The 18,575-nt window shown below is 67.9% G+C and carries 16 protein-coding genes; 14 read left to right on the top strand and 2 right to left on the bottom strand.

Going from position 1 to position 18,575, the window contains the following annotated elements; genetic code table 11:
* Positions 1–14 precede the first annotated feature (14 nt).
* The 11 genes from AC5P53_RS03890 to AC5P53_RS03940 all read left to right on the top strand — a co-directional run bounded on the left by AC5P53_RS03890 (position 15) and on the right by AC5P53_RS03940 (position 13,613).
* Positions 15–1,985: a type IV pilus secretin PilQ family protein gene (locus tag AC5P53_RS03890; protein ID WP_241887072.1), complete on the top strand. Its 1,971-nt coding sequence runs from the start codon at positions 15–17 to the stop codon at positions 1,983–1,985.
* Positions 1,986–2,171: 186 nt separating this feature from the next.
* A complete protein-coding gene (locus AC5P53_RS03895; protein WP_014648255.1) occupies positions 2,172–3,197 on the top strand; it encodes an AAA family ATPase in 1,026 nt (341 codons plus the stop codon).
* An 8-nt stretch (positions 3,198–3,205) separates the two neighbouring features.
* Positions 3,206–4,135 (top strand): DUF58 domain-containing protein, encoded by a 930-nt coding sequence (locus AC5P53_RS03900; protein ID WP_032962159.1) that lies wholly within the window; start codon positions 3,206–3,208, stop codon positions 4,133–4,135.
* Positions 4,132–4,581: a DUF4381 family protein gene (locus AC5P53_RS03905; protein ID WP_032962172.1), complete on the top strand. Its 450-nt coding sequence runs from the start codon at positions 4,132–4,134 to the stop codon at positions 4,579–4,581. Before AC5P53_RS03900 ends, AC5P53_RS03905 begins: the two co-directional genes overlap by 4 nt.
* Positions 4,578–5,582, top strand: a complete 1,005-nt coding sequence (locus AC5P53_RS03910; RefSeq protein WP_014648252.1) for a vWA domain-containing protein — start codon at positions 4,578–4,580, stop codon at positions 5,580–5,582. The genes AC5P53_RS03905 and AC5P53_RS03910 overlap by 4 nt, the downstream gene beginning before the upstream one ends.
* Entirely contained in the window at positions 5,579–7,417 is a 1,839-nt protein-coding gene (locus tag AC5P53_RS03915; RefSeq protein WP_049440451.1) for a VWA domain-containing protein, read from the top strand. Before AC5P53_RS03910 ends, AC5P53_RS03915 begins: the two co-directional genes overlap by 4 nt.
* On the top strand, positions 7,414–9,123 hold the full coding sequence (locus tag AC5P53_RS03920; RefSeq protein ID WP_142235233.1) for a BatD family protein: 1,710 nt from the start codon (positions 7,414–7,416) through the stop codon (positions 9,121–9,123). Before AC5P53_RS03915 ends, AC5P53_RS03920 begins: the two co-directional genes overlap by 4 nt.
* Before the next feature lie 57 nt (positions 9,124–9,180).
* Entirely contained in the window at positions 9,181–10,500 is a 1,320-nt protein-coding gene (locus AC5P53_RS03925) for a dicarboxylate/amino acid:cation symporter (protein WP_014648249.1), read from the top strand.
* Between the two features lie 213 nt (positions 10,501–10,713).
* On the top strand, positions 10,714–12,711 hold the full coding sequence (tkt, locus tag AC5P53_RS03930; protein WP_014648248.1) for a transketolase: 1,998 nt from the start codon (positions 10,714–10,716) through the stop codon (positions 12,709–12,711).
* 306 nt (positions 12,712–13,017) lie between these two features.
* Positions 13,018–13,296, top strand: a complete 279-nt coding sequence (locus AC5P53_RS03935) for a type II toxin-antitoxin system RelE/ParE family toxin (RefSeq protein ID WP_032962148.1) — start codon at positions 13,018–13,020, stop codon at positions 13,294–13,296.
* Positions 13,297–13,307: 11 nt separating this feature from the next.
* Positions 13,308–13,613, top strand: coding sequence for a HigA family addiction module antitoxin (locus AC5P53_RS03940; RefSeq protein ID WP_241887071.1), 306 nt, complete (start codon positions 13,308–13,310; stop codon positions 13,611–13,613).
* Between the two features lie 87 nt (positions 13,614–13,700).
* Here the strand turns inward: AC5P53_RS03940 and AC5P53_RS03945 are convergent, their stop codons facing one another.
* Positions 13,701–15,653: an acetyl-CoA hydrolase/transferase C-terminal domain-containing protein gene (locus AC5P53_RS03945; RefSeq protein WP_241887070.1), complete on the bottom strand. Its 1,953-nt coding sequence runs from the start codon at positions 15,651–15,653 to the stop codon at positions 13,701–13,703.
* 33 nt (positions 15,654–15,686) lie between these two features.
* Complete coding sequence (locus AC5P53_RS03950) at positions 15,687–16,244, bottom strand: flavin reductase family protein (protein WP_241887121.1); 558 nt, start codon at positions 16,242–16,244, stop codon at positions 15,687–15,689.
* 118 nt (positions 16,245–16,362) lie between these two features.
* Here AC5P53_RS03950 and AC5P53_RS03955 point away from each other — a divergent pair, with 118 nt between their 5' ends.
* From AC5P53_RS03955 to AC5P53_RS03965, 3 genes are read left to right on the top strand one after another with little or no spacing between them, the layout of a single operon-like run.
* Positions 16,363–16,728 (top strand): BlaI/MecI/CopY family transcriptional regulator, encoded by a 366-nt coding sequence (locus tag AC5P53_RS03955; protein ID WP_049406228.1) that lies wholly within the window; start codon positions 16,363–16,365, stop codon positions 16,726–16,728.
* Positions 16,721–17,962: a M56 family metallopeptidase gene (locus AC5P53_RS03960; protein WP_241887069.1), complete on the top strand. Its 1,242-nt coding sequence runs from the start codon at positions 16,721–16,723 to the stop codon at positions 17,960–17,962. The genes AC5P53_RS03955 and AC5P53_RS03960 overlap by 8 nt, the downstream gene beginning before the upstream one ends.
* Positions 17,959–18,522 carry a hypothetical protein gene (locus AC5P53_RS03965; RefSeq protein ID WP_495227127.1) on the top strand — a complete coding sequence of 188 codons (564 nt, stop codon included), beginning with the start codon at positions 17,959–17,961 and terminating at the stop codon, positions 18,520–18,522. Before AC5P53_RS03960 ends, AC5P53_RS03965 begins: the two co-directional genes overlap by 4 nt.
* The last annotated feature ends 53 nt before the right edge of the window (positions 18,523–18,575 follow it).

The following is an 18,575-nucleotide window of genomic DNA, read 5'->3' on the forward strand; positions in this document are numbered from 1 at the left end:
CTGGGGATAGCACGATGACCTTTCACCAAGCCAAGGGGCTGCGTCCCATCCGGCGCTCTACCTTGAACCGTGTCAGCGCGCTGGGAGTCGCGCTGATGCTGGCCTGCGCTCCGGCGCTGGCTGCCGCACCGGCGGAAAAGACGGTGGGCGCCACCGTGGCACCGGCCGCCGCGCCGGCGGGCCTGTCGGTGGCCAAGATCGATTTCAAGCGTGGCGATGACGGCGCCGGGCGCCTGATCGTGCAGTTCGACGGGCAGGGCGCGATCCCTGACCTGCGCACGCAGGGCAACAGCGTGGTGGTCGACGTCGGCAATGCCCGGCTGCCGGCCAACCTGCAGAAGCCGATGAACGTCACCGACTTCGCCACGCCGGTACAGCGCATCGACGCCAAGCCGTCGGGCGCCGGCACCCAACTGGTGCTGAGCACCGGTGGCGCGGTGGAGTCGCTGGCCTACCAGAGCGGCAACGAATACGTGGTCGAGATCAGCCCGCGCCAGGCCCAAGCCGCCGTGGGTGCGGTCACCGCCGGCAGCGTCACCCAGGCGGCCAAGGCCGTCGGCCAGCGCGGCTTCACCGGCAAGCCGGTGACCTTCAACTTCCAGGACGTGCCGGTGCGCACCGTGCTGCAGTTGATCGCCGAGGAGTCCAACCTGAACGTGGTGGCGTCCGACTCGGTGCAGGGCAACGTGACCCTGCGCCTGGTCAATGTGCCGTGGGACCAGGCGCTGGACATCGTCCTGCGCGCCAAGGGCCTGGACAAGCGTCGCGACGGCAGCGTGATCTGGGTGGCGCCGCAGGCCGAACTGGCCAAGTTCGAGCAGGAAAAGGAAGACGCGCGCATCGCCATCGAGAACCGCGAAGACCTGCAGACCGACTACATCCAGATCAACTACCACAGCGCCACGCAGATCTTCAAAGCGCTGACCGAGGCCAAGGGCATCGGCGGCAGCGGTGGTGGTGGCAGTGGTGGTGGTTCGGGCAGCTCCTCGCAGGAAGACAGTGGCTTCCTGTCCTCGCGCGGCCGCATCGTGGCCGACGAACGCACCAACACGCTGATGATCAGCGACATCCCGAAGAAGATCGCGCGCATGCGCGAGCTGATCAACGTGATCGACCGCCCGGTCGACCAGGTGCTGATCGAAAGCCGCATCGTCATCGCCACCGATACCTTCGCCCGCGAACTGGGTGCGAAGTTCGGTGTCAGCGGCAGCCGTGACAACGTGTACTTCAGTGGCAGCCTGGATGCCAATGCCGAGACCCGCAAGTCGCAGGTCGCAACCGACCTGGCCAATGCCAAGGCCGAGCGTGACTGGGAAGCCGGTGGCCGGGTCGGCCCGCCGCCGGTGAAGTCCGGCTCGGCGATCACCCGCGGCCTGAACTGGAACCTGCCGGTGGCCGCCGCCAGCAACCCGGGTTCGCTGGCGCTGTCGATCCTCAATGCCGGTTACCTGCTGGACGTGGAGCTGTCTGCCATGCAGCAGGAATCGCGAGGCGAGGTGATCTCCAACCCGCGCGTGGTCACCACCAACCAGCGCGAAGCGATGATCAAGCAGGGCAAGGAAATCGGCTACGTCACCATCAGCGGTGGTACCGCTGGCGGCGTGGCGACCCCGAACGTCCAGTTCAAGGAAGTGGTGCTGGAGCTGAAGGTCACCCCGACCATCACCAACGACAACCGCGTGTTCCTCAACATGCAGGTGAAGAAGGACGAAGTCGACCAGCTGATCCAGCTGGAGGGCTACGGCACCGTGCCGTCGATCAACCGTCGCGAAGTCAACACCGCGGTGCTGGTCGAGGATGGGCAGACCGTGGTGATCGGTGGCGTCTACGAGTTCACCGATCGCAACAGCATCAGCAAGGTGCCGTTCCTGGGCGACGTGCCGTTCCTGGGCAACCTGTTCAAGAAGCGCGGTCGCAACAAGGACAAGGCCGAACTGCTGGTGTTCGTCACCCCGAAGGTGCTGCGCGTGGCCAAGCAGAACTGAGCCCGCGCCTCCCGCGAAACGAAGAAGGGCCGCCCCGTGCGGCCCTTTTTCGTTTGGGCTGGCGGCATGCACGAAGCAGATCCATACCCGGTGTGGACGGCTGTTCAGCGGTTCTTGATGCCAATCGCAGGGCACCCTGCGATGATGTCGGGAACCCGTGCCGTCCTGCGCCGGTCAAAGGCCCCCATGAACCTGCCACCGCCGATGCCCGAAACCGTCTCGCCGCCGCCCGCGCCGGCCACCTCCCGCCTGCATGCGGCGTTCACCCAGCTGCGCGACGCGCTGTCGGCCGAGATCGTCGGCCAGGCGGCACTGGTCGAACGCCTGCTGATTGCATTGTTGGCCGACGGCCATCTGCTGGTGGAGGGCGCGCCGGGCCTGGCCAAGACCACGGCGATCCGTGCACTGGCCTCGCGCCTGGAAGCAGACTTTGCCCGCGTGCAGTTCACCCCCGACCTGCTGCCGGCCGACCTCACCGGCACCGAGATCTGGCGCCCGCAGGAGGGCCGCTTCGAGTTCGTGCCCGGCCCGATCTTCCACCCGATCCTGCTGGCCGACGAGATCAACCGGGCACCGGCCAAAGTGCAGTCGGCGCTGCTGGAGGCCATGGGCGAGCGCCAGGTCACGGTTGGCCGCCATACCTATGCGCTGCCGCCGCTGTTCCTGGTGATGGCCACGCAGAACCCGATCGAGCAGGAGGGCACCTTCCCGCTGCCGGAAGCGCAGCTGGACCGTTTCCTGATGCATGTGCGCATCGGTTACCCGGACCAGGCCGCCGAATCGGAAATCCTGCGGCTGGCCCGTGAGCGTGCCCGTGGTGCATTGGGCGAGGCTGCGCCGGCGCCGGACAAGATGCCGATGCAGGACGTGTTCGACGCCCGCCGCGAAGTGCTGGACCTGCACATGGCACCGGCACTGGAGCGCTACCTGATCGAACTGGTGCTGGCCTCGCGCGATCCCGCGCGCTACGACGCCGGCCTCGGCCGCCGCATCGCCTGGGGGGCAAGCCCGCGCGGTTCCATCGCACTGGAGCGCTGTGCCCGTGCGCGGGCGTGGCTGGCCGGCCGTGACTTCGTCACGCCCGACGACGTGCGTGCAGTCGCCGCCGACGTGCTGCGCCATCGCGTGCTGCCCAGCTATGAAGCCACCGCCGAGGGCTGGGACGGCGAGCGCCTGGTGCAGGAGCTGCTGGCCCGGGTGCCGGCACCCTGAGCCTGCGCATGACCGATCCATCCCTGGAACAGGCACCGTCCGCGCTCGAAGGTGACGGGCTGCGCCCGCAGCTGGCCGAACTGGTCGCGCTACGGCGGCTGGCACAGCGTCCGCCGCCGCCGCGCCGTGGCCGCACCGGCAACGCGGGCCAGGCACCGTCCCAACTGCGCGGCCGCGGCATGGAATACGCCGAGTCGCGCGAATATGTAGCTGGCGACGACGCGCGCCACATCGATTGGCGCGTGACTGCGCGCACCGGCCGCGCCCATACCAAATTGTTCCAGGCCGAGCGCGAGCGGGTCAGCCTGATCGTGGCCGATACGTCGCCGGCGCTGTACTTCGGCACGCGCGTGCGCTTCAAATCGGTACAGGCCGCCCGTGCCGGTGCGGTTGCCGCGTGGTCGGCGCAGCGCCGCGGCGACCGCGTGGGTGCGCTGCGCGGCAGCGATCGCGAAGCGCCGATTGCCCCCGCGGGTGGGCCACGCGGCGTGCTGCGCGTGCTCGACGCGCTGACCCGCTGGTATGCACAGCCGCCGGCCGACGATCTGGGCTTGGCGCGCGCGCTGGATCATGCCGGTCGCGTGCTGCGCCCGGGGGCACGCATGCTGGTGCTGGCCGATCCGCAGCAGGCCATCCGCATTCCGCCCGCGCGCTGGAGCGCGCTGGCCCAGCATCACGATCTCAGCCTGGTGCTGCTGGTTGATCCACTGGAACTGCATCCCCCCTCGGCGGCGCTGCAGTTCCAGACCGCACAGCAGCGCATCGGCCTCGACCTGCGCCGCAGTGAAGTGCAGGCGCATTGGCAGGCACACTTCGTCGAACCGCTGCAGGAACTGCGGCGCCAGCTCGGCGCACGCCGTGTCGATGTGCAGGTGCTGTCCACGGATGCGCCCAGCGACGCGTGGCTGGCGCCGTCACCGACCGAGGTGCCGGCGTGAGCGCCGCGCTGCCGCTGCGCGATGTGCAGTTGCCACCGGCACCTTCATGGTGGCCGCCTGCCCCCGGTTACCTGATGGTCGGCGCGGCGGTTGTGCTGGTGCTGTTGGTGATCGCCGTGCTGATGTGGCGGCGTCGCCGTCGCCGCCAGCGTTGGTTGCAGCTGTTCGATAGCGAGCTGGCAGCCACCACCGACGCTGCGGCCGAACTGGCGGCCATTGCCGGATTGCTGCGCCGTGCCGCACGCCGTGCAAAGCCGGGCAGTGAATCGCTGCGCGATGATGCCTGGTGGCAGCGTGTAGACCCGCAGGGCACGTTGCCCGATGCGCGCCGCAGCCTGCTGGCCGAAGGCGCGTATCGCCCACGCGTCGACAGCAACGACGTGGCGGCCGTGCGCAGCTGGGCCCGCGAGCGCTATCTGGCGATGCTGCTGGAGCGCCGCCGATGAACCTCTGGACGACCTATTGGCCATGGCCGGACCTGCAGCTGGCATGGCCACTGGCATTGCTCGCGCTACCGTTGCCGTTGCTGATGCGCTGGTGGAAGCGCCGTGCAGAACCGGGCGCCGCGCTGCGTGTGCCCTACGCCGCCGCCGAGCTCGAAGCGCTGTCCGGTGGGGGCCGCGTCGACGTGTCGTGGCTGCGCACGCTGCTGCTATGGCTGGGCTGGTGCGCGCTGTGCATCGCGCTGGCACGGCCGCAGCAGCTGGGCGAAGCCATCACGCCGCCGCAGCAGGGCCGGCAGATGATGCTGGCGATGGACGTGTCCGGCAGCATGGGCGAGGGTGACATGGTGCTGGGAGCCCAGGCGGTTGATCGCCTCACCGCGGCCAAGGCCGTGCTGGCCGACTTCCTGGATCGTCGTGCCGGCGACCGCGTCGGCCTGCTGATTTTCGGTGATCGCGCCTACACGCTTACGCCGCTTACCGCAGACCTGGCCAGCGTGCGCGATCAGCTGCGCGACAGCGTGGTCGGCCTGGCCGGGCGCGAGACCGCCATCGGTGATGCCATCGGCCTGGCGGTGAAGCGCCTGCGCAGCCAGCCGGAGGGACAGCGCGTGCTGATCCTGTTGACCGATGGTGTCAGCAACGCCGGTGTGCTGGAGCCGCTGCGCGCCGCGGAAGTCGCGCGCGCCGAAGGCGTGCGCATCCACACGGTTGCATTCGGCGGCGATGGCAGCATGCGCCTGTTTGGTATCCCGATTTCCACCGACCAGGATCCGGTCGATGAGGCCACCCTGAAGAAGATCGCCAGCATGACCGGTGGCCAGTTCTTCCGCGCGCGTGACACCGCGCAGCTGGCCGGGATCTACGCCGAGCTCGATCGCCTGGAGCCGGTCGCCGCGAAGGGGCCGAGCCTGCGTCCGCGCGAAGAACGCTATGCCTGGCCGTTGGGGCTGGCGTTGCTGCTGGGCGTGCTGGCCTGGCTGTGGCCGGAGCGTCGCCGATGATCGCGTTTGCTTCGAATCTCCCCGATTGGAGCGCATTGCACTTCCTGCGACCGGAGTGGTTGTGGGCGCTGCTGGCGTTGCCCCTGATCCTCGCGCTCGCGGTGTACCGGCAGCGACGCAGTGATGCGTGGCGGCAGGCGGTGGACGCACACCTGTTGCCACATCTGCTGGCCGCGGGCGCGAAGCGGCGAGTGCGCCTGCCATGGGCGCTGCTGCTGGGCTGGACACTGGCATCGCTGGCCATGGCCGGGCCGAGCTGGCGCCAGCAGGCACAACCGATGTTCCAGGCCAGCGCACCGCTGCTGGTGGTGCTGGACCTGTCCAGCCGGATCACGGCAACCGATCTTCCGCCGTCGCGCCTGCTGCAGGCGCGGGCGAAAGTGGGCGAGCTGCTGCGCGCGCGCCAGGGCGGGCAGGTGGGGCTGGTGGTGTATGCCGATGATGCCTACACCGTGGCGCCGCTGACCGACGACGGCAGCAATGTTGCGTTGTATCTGGATGCGCTGTCGCCGGACGTGATGCCGCGTGATGGCCAGCGTGCCGACCGCGGCATCGACTGGGCGACACGCTTGATGCGGCAGATCGGCGCGTTGCAGGGGCAGATCCTGCTGGTCAGCGATCAGGCGGACAGCGAAGCTGCACTGGCGGCGGCGCAGGCACGCAGCCTGGGCCTGCAGGTGTCGGTGCTGGGCCTGGGCACGCCTGCCGGTGCGGCGTACCGCGATGGCAATGGGCAGATCCGCCAGGCCGCGCTGGATGAGGGCAGCCTGCGTGCAGTCGCCACTGCCGGTGGCGGCCGCTATGCGCGCATCTCTGCCGATGACGGCGATCTGCGTGCGCTCGGTGTACTCGACGCGCGCGACGGCACGGCGGCGCAGCGGCCGGGCGAAGGCAAGCAGTGGCGTGACGAAGGCTTCTGGTTGCTGCCGCCGGTGATGCTGCTGGCATTGCTGGCCTTCCGCCGTCGCGCGGTGCTGGCCGCGGTGCTCGCGGTGGGTCTGCTGCCATGGATGAATGACGCGCAGGCGCAGGCCCCTGCGACGCCTGTCTCGCAGCCGGCGCAGGGCACGCTGTGGAAGCGCAGCGACCAGCTGCAGCATCAACGCCTGGCCGAGGGGGTTCAGGCCTACCGCAAGGGCGACTTCGCCACTGCACGCAGACAGTTCGAAGGCATCGACAGCGATGCCGGTTGGTACAACCTGGCCAACACGCTTGCACGCGAAGGCAACTACGACGAAGCGATCGCCGCCTACGACCGCGCACTGGCGCTGCATCCGGGCATGGCCGATGCAGTGGCCAACCGCGCCGTGGTCGATGCCGCACGCAAGCGCAGGCCATCCGGGGGCGGCCAAGGCCAGGATCAACAGAAGCCACCGCAGAACGGGCAGCAGAAACAACCGCAGGGCCCGCAGGGCCAACAGAACCCACAGGGACAGCCGAAGCAGGGCCAGCAGCAACCCGGCCAGGGCCAGCCGCCGTCGGGCCAGCAGGGCCAGCCCAAGGCGGGTGACAACAACGCGCAGTCGGAGCCTCAGCCTGGCGAACGTGGCCGCGATGGCCAGCAGGCACCACCGCAGGTGGAAGATGCCAAGGCGCAGGCGCAGGCCGATGAACAGCAGCGCCAGCGCATGCAGCAGGCGATGCAGCAGGCACGCGAGGGTGAGGCCGGCAAGGGGGGCAAGCCAGTGCCGGGTGGTGAGGGCCGCACGCCGCGCCAGCGCGAGGAGCAACAGGCGGTGGAGGCATGGATGCGGCGTGTGCCGGATGATCCGGGCGCATTGCTGCGGGCCAAGTTCCAGCTGGAAAACGAACGCAGGAAGAGGGAAGGGCGATGACGCGGTCGATCAACATGCACGGGCACTGGCCTCGACAGGTACTGGCGGCGCTGCTGTTGTGGCTGCCGCTGCTGGCCTGGGCGCAGCCGCGCGCGTGGCTGGACCGCGACCGCATCGCGATGGGCGACACGGTCACGCTCAATGTCGAGAGCGACCAGGGCGCCCCTGACTTCACGCCATTGCGCACCGACTTCGACCTGAGCGGGCAGACCAGCAGCCGCCAGGTGGAATGGAGCAATGGCAGCATGCAGCAGCGCAACCTGTATGGCGTGGCGCTGACACCACGACGTAGTGGTGCGCTGGTGGTACCGGGCCTGCAGGTGGGCAGTGTGCGCACCGCACCGCTGACGCTGCAGGTCGATGCGGCCGCCGTGGCGGGGCCCGACAGCAATGCGATGGCCTTCATCGAAACCGTTGTCGATGACGATACGCCGTATGTGCAGCAGAGCGTGGGCGTGGTGGTGCGGCTGTACTTCGCCTCGCAGCTGGCCTCCGGCGAGCTGGTGCTGGATACCCCGGCGGGCGCGTCGTTGCAGCGTGTGGGCGACGACCGCACCGATGTACGCCAGGTCAACGGGCGCCGCTACAACGTGGTCGAACGGCGTTTCCTGCTGATCCCCGAGCGCAGTGGCGCGTTGCGCCTGGCCGGTGCCCGTTTCAGTGGGCGCAGTGCGGGTGGCTTCTTCGACGACTTCTTCGGCGGTGGCGATGGCCGCATGAATGCCACCGGCGCAGACCGCACGCTGCAGGTGCAGGCACAGCCGGCGCAGGCCCCGCAGCCGTGGCTGCCACTGCAGAGCCTGCAGCTGCGCTACACCAGTGCGCCGACCAGTGCCCGCACCGGTGAGGCCGCCAACGTGGTGGTCGAAGCGGTTGCCGAAGGCGCGACGCGCGCGCAGTTCACCGACCTGCCGGTGCCGGATGTCGGCACCAATGCGCAGGTGTTCGCCGAACCGGCACAGTACGAAGAGACCTTCAACGGCAGCACGCCGCGCCTGAAGATCACCCGCCGCTATTCGATCGTGCCGCGCCAGCCGGGTTCGCTGGTGGTGCCGGGGCCGCGCCTGCCCTGGTGGGATGTGCGTAACGGCAAGGCGCAGGAGGCGAAGCTGCCGGACCTGACGCTGGCCGTCGCGGCCGGCACCGGCACTGCCTCACCGGCGCCATTGCCGCCGATCGACACCGATGCCGCGCTGCCGGGCGCCGATGGCCAGGACAGCCGCATCGCCGCGACCGATCCGCGTGCCAGCGGCCTGTCCGAGCGTCCGTGGCCGTGGATGGCGGCGGCCATCGGCCTGGCGTTGCTGTGGCTGCTGACTCTCCTGTGGGGCTGGCAGCGAGGTCGGCGCCCGCGCGCAGTGGCGCCTGTAGCGGGCAAGCCCTCTGTGCCGACTGCGGCGGGCGGGCGTGCCGGCCTGGCAGAACTGCGCCGCGCGCTGGATGGCGAGGGCTTCGACCAGGTGGAAGCACAGCTGTGTGCGATGGCTGGTGTGGAACGCATCGAGCAGGTCATCGCGCGGCTTGGGGATGCAGCCCAGCGTCAAGTGCTACAGGACCTGCAGCAGGCGCGGTGGGGCGGGCAGGGGGATCTGGCGCCGCTGCGCACGCGCCTGCGCGAGGTCTTCCGTGACGGACCGCACTGGTCGGCGGCTGCGGGCACCGCCGACACTGACCTGGCGCCGCTGTATCCGCCGCGGCGAACCTGAACCGGCGCCGCTTGCGCGCTTTGTTAGAGTGCATTCATTTTTCGAGGAAACCCGCGTATGACAGCAGCTGCTGCCGACAAGAAGAAGTTGCCCCTGCATTGGAAGATGGGCATCGGCTTTGCGATCGGCCTGGTCCTGGGACTGATCGTGCACGCCCTGGGCGGCAGCGTCGATGGTCTGCAGGCTGGTGCCAAGTGGGTAATGGACTACGTCACCACCCCGGCGTCGGGCCTGTTCCTCAACCTGATCTTCATGCTGATCGTGCCGCTGATCTTCTCGGCGCTGATCATGGGCGTGTCGGAGATGGGCGACATCCGCGCCCTCGGCCGCATCGGCTGGAAGACCCTGGCCTACACCGTGCTGCTGTCCGGCATCGCGGTGGGCATCGGCCTGGTGCTGGTCAACCTGCTCAAGCCGGGCGCGGGCGTCGATCCGCAGACTGCGGCACTGATGCTCTCGGAGAACGCCGAGCGCAGCAAGGAAATCGTCGCTGGCATCCACGGCACGCCGAAGGGCATGGACATGCTGCTGTCGATCGTGCCGAGCAACGTGCTGCAGGCCGCGTCGGACAACGGCGCGATCCTGTCGCTGATGTTCTTCGCGCTGATGTTCGGCATCGGCATGGTGCTGACCGACAATGAAAAGGTTGCCCCGCTGCGCCGCGCCATCGAAGGCGTGTTCGAAATCTCGATGACCCTGATCAACCTGGTCATCCGCCTGGCCCCTTATGCGGTGGCCTGCTTCATGTTCAACCTGGCCGCGCTGTTCGGCTTCGAGCTGATCATCCGCCTGGGTGCCTATGTGGGCGTGGTGGTGCTGGCGCTGGGCCTGCACATGATCGTGACCTACGGTACCGCGGTGTGGCTGTCCGGCCGCTCGCCGCTGTCGTTCTTCCGCGATACCCAGGAAGCAACGGTGATGGCGTTCTCCACCGCCTCCAGCAATGCCACCCTGCCGACCGCGCTGCGCGTGGCCGACCAGATGGGCCTGCCGCAGCGCGTGTCGCGCTTCGTGCTGACCGTGGGTGCCACCGCCAACCAGAACGGCACCGCGCTGTTCGAGGGCGTGACGGTGATCTTCCTGGCCCAGTTCTTCGGCGTTGACCTGAGCATCGGCCAGCAGATCATGGTGATGGCGGTCTGCATCCTCGGTGGCATCGGTACCGCCGGCGTGCCGTCGGGATCGCTGCCGGTGGTGGCGATGATCTGCGCGATGGTCGGTGTGAATCCGCTGGGCATCGGCCTGATCCTGGGCGTGAATCACTTCCTGGACATGTGCCGTACCGCGCTGAACGTGACCGGCGACCTGGCCCTGACCACGCTGGTGGCCAAGGGCGAGTCGCACGATGGCCCGGCCCTGGGTCCGCAGCAGGACTGAGTCCAACGCCACTGCTGGCGACCTGATCGGGGTCGGATTCCTTTCCGCAGGGAAAGGGCTCCGACCCCTTTCACATGCGGAATCCGGCGGAGATCATGACGTGCCGGCCAGCGGCCGGCACGACCGGGCAAGGTGAACTGACCCCCCGCCCGGCGACTATGGGACAATAGGCCGCCCGCACGTCCGCGGCCGCCTCCCGATTCCGACAGAACCATGACGCAGCCTACCCGTCGCCAGTTGGCCAACGCCATCCGCTTCCTTGCCGCCGATGCGGTTGAAACCGCAAAGTCCGGCCACCCCGGCATGCCCATGGGCATGGCCGACATCGCCGAAGTCCTCTGGAACGACTACCTCCGCCATAACCCGAGCAACCCGCACTGGTTCAACCGCGACCGTTTCGTGCTGTCCAACGGCCACGGTTCGATGCTGCAGTACGCGCTGCTGCACCTGAGCGGCTACGACCTGCCGATCGAGCAGCTGAAGCTGTTCCGCCAGCTGGGCAGCCACACCGCCGGTCACCCGGAACGCCACGAGACCCCGGGCGTGGAGACCACCACCGGCCCGCTGGGCCAGGGTTTCGCCAATGCCGTGGGCTTCGCCCTGGCCGAGAAGCTGCTGGCACAGCGCTTCAACCGTCCGGAGCTGGAAGTGGTCGACCACCGCACCTGGGTGTTCATGGGCGATGGCTGCCTGATGGAAGGCGTGTCGCATGAAGCCGCTTCGCTGGCCGGCACCTGGGGCCTGCACAAGCTGGTCTGCTTCTGGGACAACAACCACATCTCCATCGACGGCAACGTCGAGGGCTGGTTCACCGACAACACCCCGGAGCGTTTCGAGGCCTATGGCTGGAACGTGGTCCGCGACGTCGATGGCCATGACCCGGACAGCATCAAGGCCGGCATCGAGGCCGCGCTGTCGCAGAGCGACAAGCCGACCCTGATCTGCTGCCGCACCACCATCGGGTTTGGTTCGCCGAACAAGGCGGGCAAGGAATCCAGCCACGGCGCACCGCTGGGCAAGGACGAGCTGGAAGCCACCCGCAAGCAGCTGGGCTGGGAATACGGTCCGTTCGAGATCCCGCAGGCGATCTACGACGGCTGGCGCGCCAATGGCGCCGGCACCCTGCGTCAGGCCGAGTGGGAACAGCTGTTCGACAAGTACGCCAGCCAGTACCCGGCTGAAGCAGCCGAACTGACCCGCCGCTCGCATGGCGAACTGCCGGCCGACTTCGTTGCCAAGGCCGATGCGTACATCGCCCAGGTGGCCGCGGAAGGCCCGACGATCGCCTCGCGCAAGGCGTCGCAGCTGGCCATCGAAGCCTATGCCCCGCTGCTGCCGGAAATCGTCGGCGGTTCGGCCGACCTGGCGCACTCCAACCTGACCCTGTGGAAGGGCAGCAAATCGGTTGCCAGCGACGACGCCAACGCCAACTACGTGTATTACGGCGTGCGCGAGTTCGGCATGACCGCCATTGCCAACGGCCTGGCCCTGCACGGTGGCTTCATTCCGTTCGACGCCACCTTCCTGGTGTTCAGCGACTACGCCCGCAACGGCGTGCGCATGAGCGCGCTGATCCCGGCGCACGCCATCCACGTCTACACCCACGACTCGATCGGCCTGGGCGAAGACGGCCCGACCCACCAGCCGGTGGAGCACCTGGCCTCGCTGCGCTACATCCCGAACAACGACGTGTGGCGTCCGTGCGATGCGGTCGAGTCGGCGGTGAGCTGGAAGGCCGCGATCACCCGCCAGGACGGCCCGAGCTGCCTGGTGTTCAGCCGCCAGAACCTGCCGCACCAGCCGCGCAGCGCCGAGCAGATCGCGCAGATCGAGCGCGGCGGTTACGTGCTGGCCGATGCCGCCGGTACCCCGGATGTGATCCTGATCGCCACCGGTTCGGAAGTCTCGCTGGCCACCGAAGCCAAGGCCCAGCTGGATGCGGCTGGTCTCAAGACCCGCGTGGTCTCGATGCCGTCCACCGACGTGTTCCTGCGCCAGGATGCGGCCTACCGTGAATCGGTGCTGCCGAACGCCGTGCGCAAGCGCGTGGCCGTGGAAGCCGGCGTCACCGGTTTCTGGCGCCAGTTCGTCGGCCTGGACGGTGCCGTGATCGGTATCGACACCTTCGGTGCCTCCGCCCCGGCCGACCAGCTGTACAAGCACTTCGGCATCACCACCGCGCACGTGGTGGAAGCCGCCAAGGCGCTGTAAGCAGCATCGCGACGTAATGAGGAAAGGCCGGCGCAAGCCGGCCTTTTCTTTGCCGCAGGAAAAAGGGGACGGAGGGGATTAAGTCGTTTGTGCACAAACGACTTAATCCCCTCCGTCCCTATTTCTTTGTCCGGCATGTTCCACCCGGCGGTCCCGGCGTCGCGTTGGCCTCTTCATCTGACCTGCGTTCTCTGCGAAAAAAGGACCTGCCGAGGAACCCTCAGAAGTAGGCATGGATAAGAAGCGCGGCGCAGAAGACCACGGTGGATTTGCGGGGTGTAAGGTCATGCCTTACACTTGCGCTGCATGATCGTCAGCTTCAGGCACAAGGGCCTGAAGGCGCTCTATGAGCGGGGCGACATTTCCGGAGTCCGTGCCGATCATGTGGCTCGGTTGCGGCGTTTGCTTCTGCAGCTGGATCAGGCCCGGCTGCCTGGGGACATGGGGCTTCCCGGAAATCGCCTGCACCCCCTGCGCGGAAGCTATAGCGGCTACTGGGCTGTAAGTGTCTCGGCGAGTTGGCGATTGGTGTTCCGCTTTCGTGGGCTTGACGTTGAACTGGTCGATTACCTTGACTACCACTAAGAGGCTGCTCGATGCCGTTGCATGATCCGCCGCATCCCGGAGAATCGCTGCGCGAAGACATCCTGCCGGCGATCAGCATGTCGATCAGTGCGTTGGCGCAGCATCTTGGCTATTCGCGCGGACAGCTGTCGACCATCATCAACGGGCACGCCGGTATCTCCGCGGAACTCGCGTACCGTCTTGAACTTGCAGGTCTGGGCAATGCCCGCATGTGGCTGGCGATGCAGGCGGCATATGATCTGTGGCAGGTCGAGCATCGGGCGCATCCACCGATTGCCCGCCTGTATCTTGAGGAAGCAGTGAGGGTTGGTCAGTAGATCCGCGCCATGCATGGATGAGAAAAGGGGACGGAGGGGATTAAGTCGTTTGTGCACAAACGACTTAATCCCCTCCGTCCCCTTTTCTCAGGCGGTGCGCGCCAGTGCCAGCCGCAGCAGGCGCGCGTCCAGGCGTTCGGCGAAATCCTTCGGTGCCTGCAGGCCCATGCGCTGCAGGTACACCGCATCGCCGTCGCCGGCCGGTTGCCGTAGTGCTGCCCAGACGGCACGCAGCTTGTCGCCGCGGGTCTGCGTATTGGCCTTCAGCCACGCCAGCGCTTTCACCAGCACCTGCTCGATCTCGTTGAAGTCACTGCCCAGCGGATAGTCCGGCAGGCTGCCATCGGCGCGGAACGGGGCCAGCGCCGCTGTCAGCGCCTGCGGCGTATTGCGCTGCTGCCGCTGCGGATCCGGTTGCGCGACCGCCAGCAGTTTGCGCGAGGCGTGCGCCTGCTGCAGCAGGCCGCCCTGGAACGGGGCCTCGGTGATTGCGGTCATCGCATGCACGCAGTCCTCGTCGGTCAGTCCGCGCAGGTCGGCAATGCCGTATTCGTTGAGGTAGATGTCGCGCAGGTGGCGCGGAATGGTGGTGTGCCCGTAGTTCCAGCGCACGTTGGATTCGCGTCGGCCCTTGTCATCGCGCGCGGCGCGGAACATCAGCACGCTGCGGGCTTCCGGCAGGGCATGTGCCATCGCCACGAAGTTGTACTGGCCGCCCACACCGGATACCACGCGTCCATCGTCCAGCGCGTCCGACACCGCCGCGCCCAGCGCGGTGGCCATCATGCAGGAGTTGAAGAAGCGCGCATGGCGGCGCTGCAGGCGTTCCAGCGTTTCGTTGCCGCCGTACAGCTGGTTGATCTCGCTGATGCGGCGCATGCCGATCGCACGGCACTCGTCCTCTGGCAGCGTGCGCAGCCACTCGTAGAATTCCGGCGAGCCCAGGTAGAACGCGCCGTGCAGGTACTCACCTTCGGCCGCCAGGGTGGCGTGGTCGATCGACAGCGTGCTGCCGTTTTCGATGCGCTGCATCAGCGCAAGGTCATCGTGTACCTTGCGCTTGATCACCCCGGTCTGCACCAGCCTGCGGAAGCCCTCGTTGAGCATCTCGCTGCAGCCGTACAGGCCCACTTCGAACGGGTCCACACCGCCGATCTCCTGCACCAGCGGGTGGCTGGCCAGCTGCGGATCCAGCGCGTGCAGCACGCGGCGGTAGCGCGCGTTGTCGGTGTGGCGCAGCACCAGCGCATGGCTGAGCGCGTCGGCCAGCGTACCGATGCCGATCTGCAGCGTGCCGCCATCGCGCACCAGCGTGCTGGCGTACAGGCCGATGGCGTAGTCGACATCGCCGACCGGCTGCCGCGGCAGCCCGAACAGCGCCGGGTACGGCGGCGGTGGGGTGATCACCAGATCGAAGAACGAGACATCGACCGTGGCCGAGCCGCCCAGATAGGGCAACTGGGGATCGATCTCGGCAATCAGCAGCGGACGCGGCAGGCCACGTGCGGTCATCGCGTCCAGCGTGTCCTGGGTGATGTCGTTGTTGCACGACAGGGAAAGCCGGCGGTCGTTCGGGCGCATCGCCACTTTCTGCACGATCACCTGTGGCGCGCGCTGCGCCACCGCATCGGCGGCGTGGGTGTAGTTCAGGCTGGTATAGCTGGACTGCGCCTGGCGCGACCCGAGCAGGGCGCCGGACTGCATGTAGAACTCTTCCACCTGCACATGTGCAGGCAACGCGTCGCGCGCGATCGCATCGGCATAGGCCAGGCGCGGGAAGTCGTCGCCGAAATGGCGCTGCGCGAACGGTGCCAGGAAGCGGGCTTCCAGGCCGTTGCCCCGCGCCTTCGGCGGATTCAGCGACAGCGCGGTATACAGCTGCAGCGGCCGCGACGGATCGTGCTCGACGCGCGCGTAGAGGGCATTGAGCAGCCGATGCGGCTTGCCCAGTGCCAGCGGTGCCCCGATCCGCAGCGGCCCGTCCACGCGCGCAAACAACCAGTCGACGGCGGCGTCCAGGTCGGTGAGGTGTTCGGTCATGCGCGGCGGTCCTGCGTCGGGGGAGTGCGGGCATTACAGCATGTCGGGCTTGAACCGCCGTCGACGCGAGACTTCCGCGCCGGCCACCATGAACTGCCCATCGCCGCGGTAATGCACCGTGCGCGGCAGTTTCGGCCGGGGCGCAACATGGGCGTGCACGATTTCCCAGATGAACAGATTGCTCGCTGCCACCTGGCTGTCGTCGTACAGGCGGCATTCGAAGCACGAATGGCATTGGCCGACGAGTGGCGCGCCGACCTCACGCGCGGGCAGTGCGTCGAGCCCGAAACGGGCGAACTTGTCGACCTCGCGGCCGCTGCAGTTGCCGATGTCCACCACGGTATCGAGCAGCTCCACCCCGGGCACGTTGATCACGCACTCGCCGCTGCCGCGCGCCAACGCGTGGCTGTGGTTTGCGTCCCACAGGTAGGTGGCGACCAGTGAAGGCGAGAAGCCCATGACCATGTGCCACCCCATCGTCATCAGGTTGCGCTGGCCGCCCCATGCCGTGCTGACCAGCACGATCGGGCCGGGTTCGAGGAAGCGGCGGGCCTGCTCGACCGGGAAATCCTTCTTCGGCAGTGCTTTCATCCGGGGCCAGGGGCGGGAGGAACCGATGCTGGCGCAGCCGGGATGAACCCGGAGTCGAGGGGCTTGACAGGCAGTTCGATTACGCGCGTAATCAATCTGTCGATTACGGATGTAAACCATGACCCCGATCAGCGAAGCCGAAGCCGTCGTGATGGAGGTGCTGTGGCAGCAGGCACCGCGTAGTGCCGATGACGTGGTGGCCGCGCTGGCCCATCGCGACTGGGCCGAGCCGACCATCAAGACCCTGCTCAACCGCCTGCTGACCAAGGGCGCGATCACTGCCGAGCGCGATGGACGGCGTTACCTGTACCGGCCGCTGCTGCAGCGACAGACGTGGGTGGAGGCGCAGAGCCAGGACTTCATCGGCCGTGTCTTCGAAGGGCGCGTGGCGCCGCTGGTCGCGCACTTCAGCGAACGCGGCCAGCTGAGCGCGCAGGACATCGCCGAACTGAAGAAGCTGATCCAGGAGCTGGACCATGACTGAGCTGCTCGACGGACTGTGGCGGGCCAGCTTGTGGCTGGCCGTGGGTGTGGCCCTGCTGGCGGTGCTGCGACCGCTGCTGGTGCGGTTGGGGGGCGCTGGGCTGGCCTACCGCAGCTGGTGGCTGCTGCCGCTGCTGCTGGTGGCCCTGACGCTGCCATTGCCACAGGTTGCGGTGTTGCAGCAGGTACCCACGCTGCCGCTGAAAGTGATGCCCGGTGCCCTCGATGCCCTGAGCGGGCCCTCGCTGCCATGGGCCGGGCTGTTGTTCGCGCTGTGGGCATTGGGCGCGGGCATCCGCCTGTTGCGCGACCTGCGCGCACAACATCGTTTCGAACGGAGCATGGGCCCACTGACGCCGCGCACCGATGGCAGCTGGCAGGCCAGCGGCGATCCCGGCTTGCCCGCGCTGGTTGGCCTGTGGCGCCCACGCATCGTGGTTGGTCCCGACTTCGACCTGCAGTTCACCGCACAGGAACAGAGCTTGATCCTGCAGCACGAGCGCAGCCATCACCGTCATGGCGATCACTGGGCCAACGGTGCGCTGCTGCTGGTGCGCGCGGTGTTCTGGTTCCACCCGCTTCTGCCGTGGGCTGCGGGCCGCTTCCTGCGCGACCAGGAACTGGCCTGCGATGCCCGCACCATGGCCCCGCAGCCGGCGCTGCGCGGCCTCTACGCCAGCACGCTGCTGAAGGCGCAGCTGGTCCACCCGGTTGCGCCCGCGGTCTGCCATTGGCGCAGCCAACCCGTGTTGAAGGAGCGTATCGCCATGTTGAAGCAGTCCAAGCGGAAGGCATTGCCGTGGGTGTCCGGGCAGGTGCTGGTGGTCGGGTTGTGTGTGGGCATGGGCGCGGTGGCATGGGCCAGCCAGGGCGGCGCGGCCGGGAGCCCGAGGATCGGTGTCGAGCCGTACGCAACGGCGGAAGAAGGTGCGGCCAAGGCTGGGCTGGACCGTCCGATCCAGATCGACAGGATGCCACCGCCGTCCTATCCAAAATCCGCGTTCGAGCAGCGCCAGGTAGGCGTGGTGAACCTGCGCGTGGAGGTGGATGCGCAGGGGCGTCCCAGCGATGTCCGCGTGCTCAGTGCCACCAATCCGGGCGTGTTCGATGCGGTGTCGATCGCTGCGGCACGCAGCTGGACCTATCGGCCGGCGATGAAGAACGGTAAGCCGGTTGCAGCGGCGGTGAAGATTCCGATCACGTTCGCCATGGACAACACCGAGGACACCCAATGAAGTCCGCTGCGCTGATCATGGCGGCAGCGCTGCTGGTGGGGTGTGCGAGCCAGGACCGCCTGATCACGGTGGATACCCGCAGCGAAAATGTCGGCCACCAGCGCCTGCAGCCGCAGGCGGGCAGCGGCGGTGGACAGCTGCAGGTGTATTCGCTGGGTGCGACCGAAGGCTACCGGATGCCCCAGCTGTACGCGGCACCAGACCCGGAGGTTGGCGATCGTGACCCGCGCGCGGAACTGGCGCCGACCACGATCTGCCTGCAGGTGGTGGTTGATGCCAATGGCGCCGTGGAGCGAAGCCTGCCATTGACCGATCGTCCGGAGTGCGCGGCAGGTGCTGCGGGCGAGAATGCGCCCCTGCTGCAGGCTGCCCAGGAAGCCGTAGCGATGTGGAAGTACTCGTCCGCAGCGGTCTGCCACTTCGCGGCGGGCAAGGTGCCTGCCGACCGCGGTGACTGCCGGGGCGCCGAGCGCGTCGAGCCGGTAGCGGTCACCCTGCAGTACGCCTTCACGTTCGAGATCGTGAAGGGCCAGCACGTGGTGCGGATGCAGGGAAAATGAACACTGGCGGTCCGTGATGGACACCGATGGCGCCGGGCTCTGCCGGGCGTACG

The organism is Stenotrophomonas sp. YJH_SMC_82 (assembly GCF_059368875.1).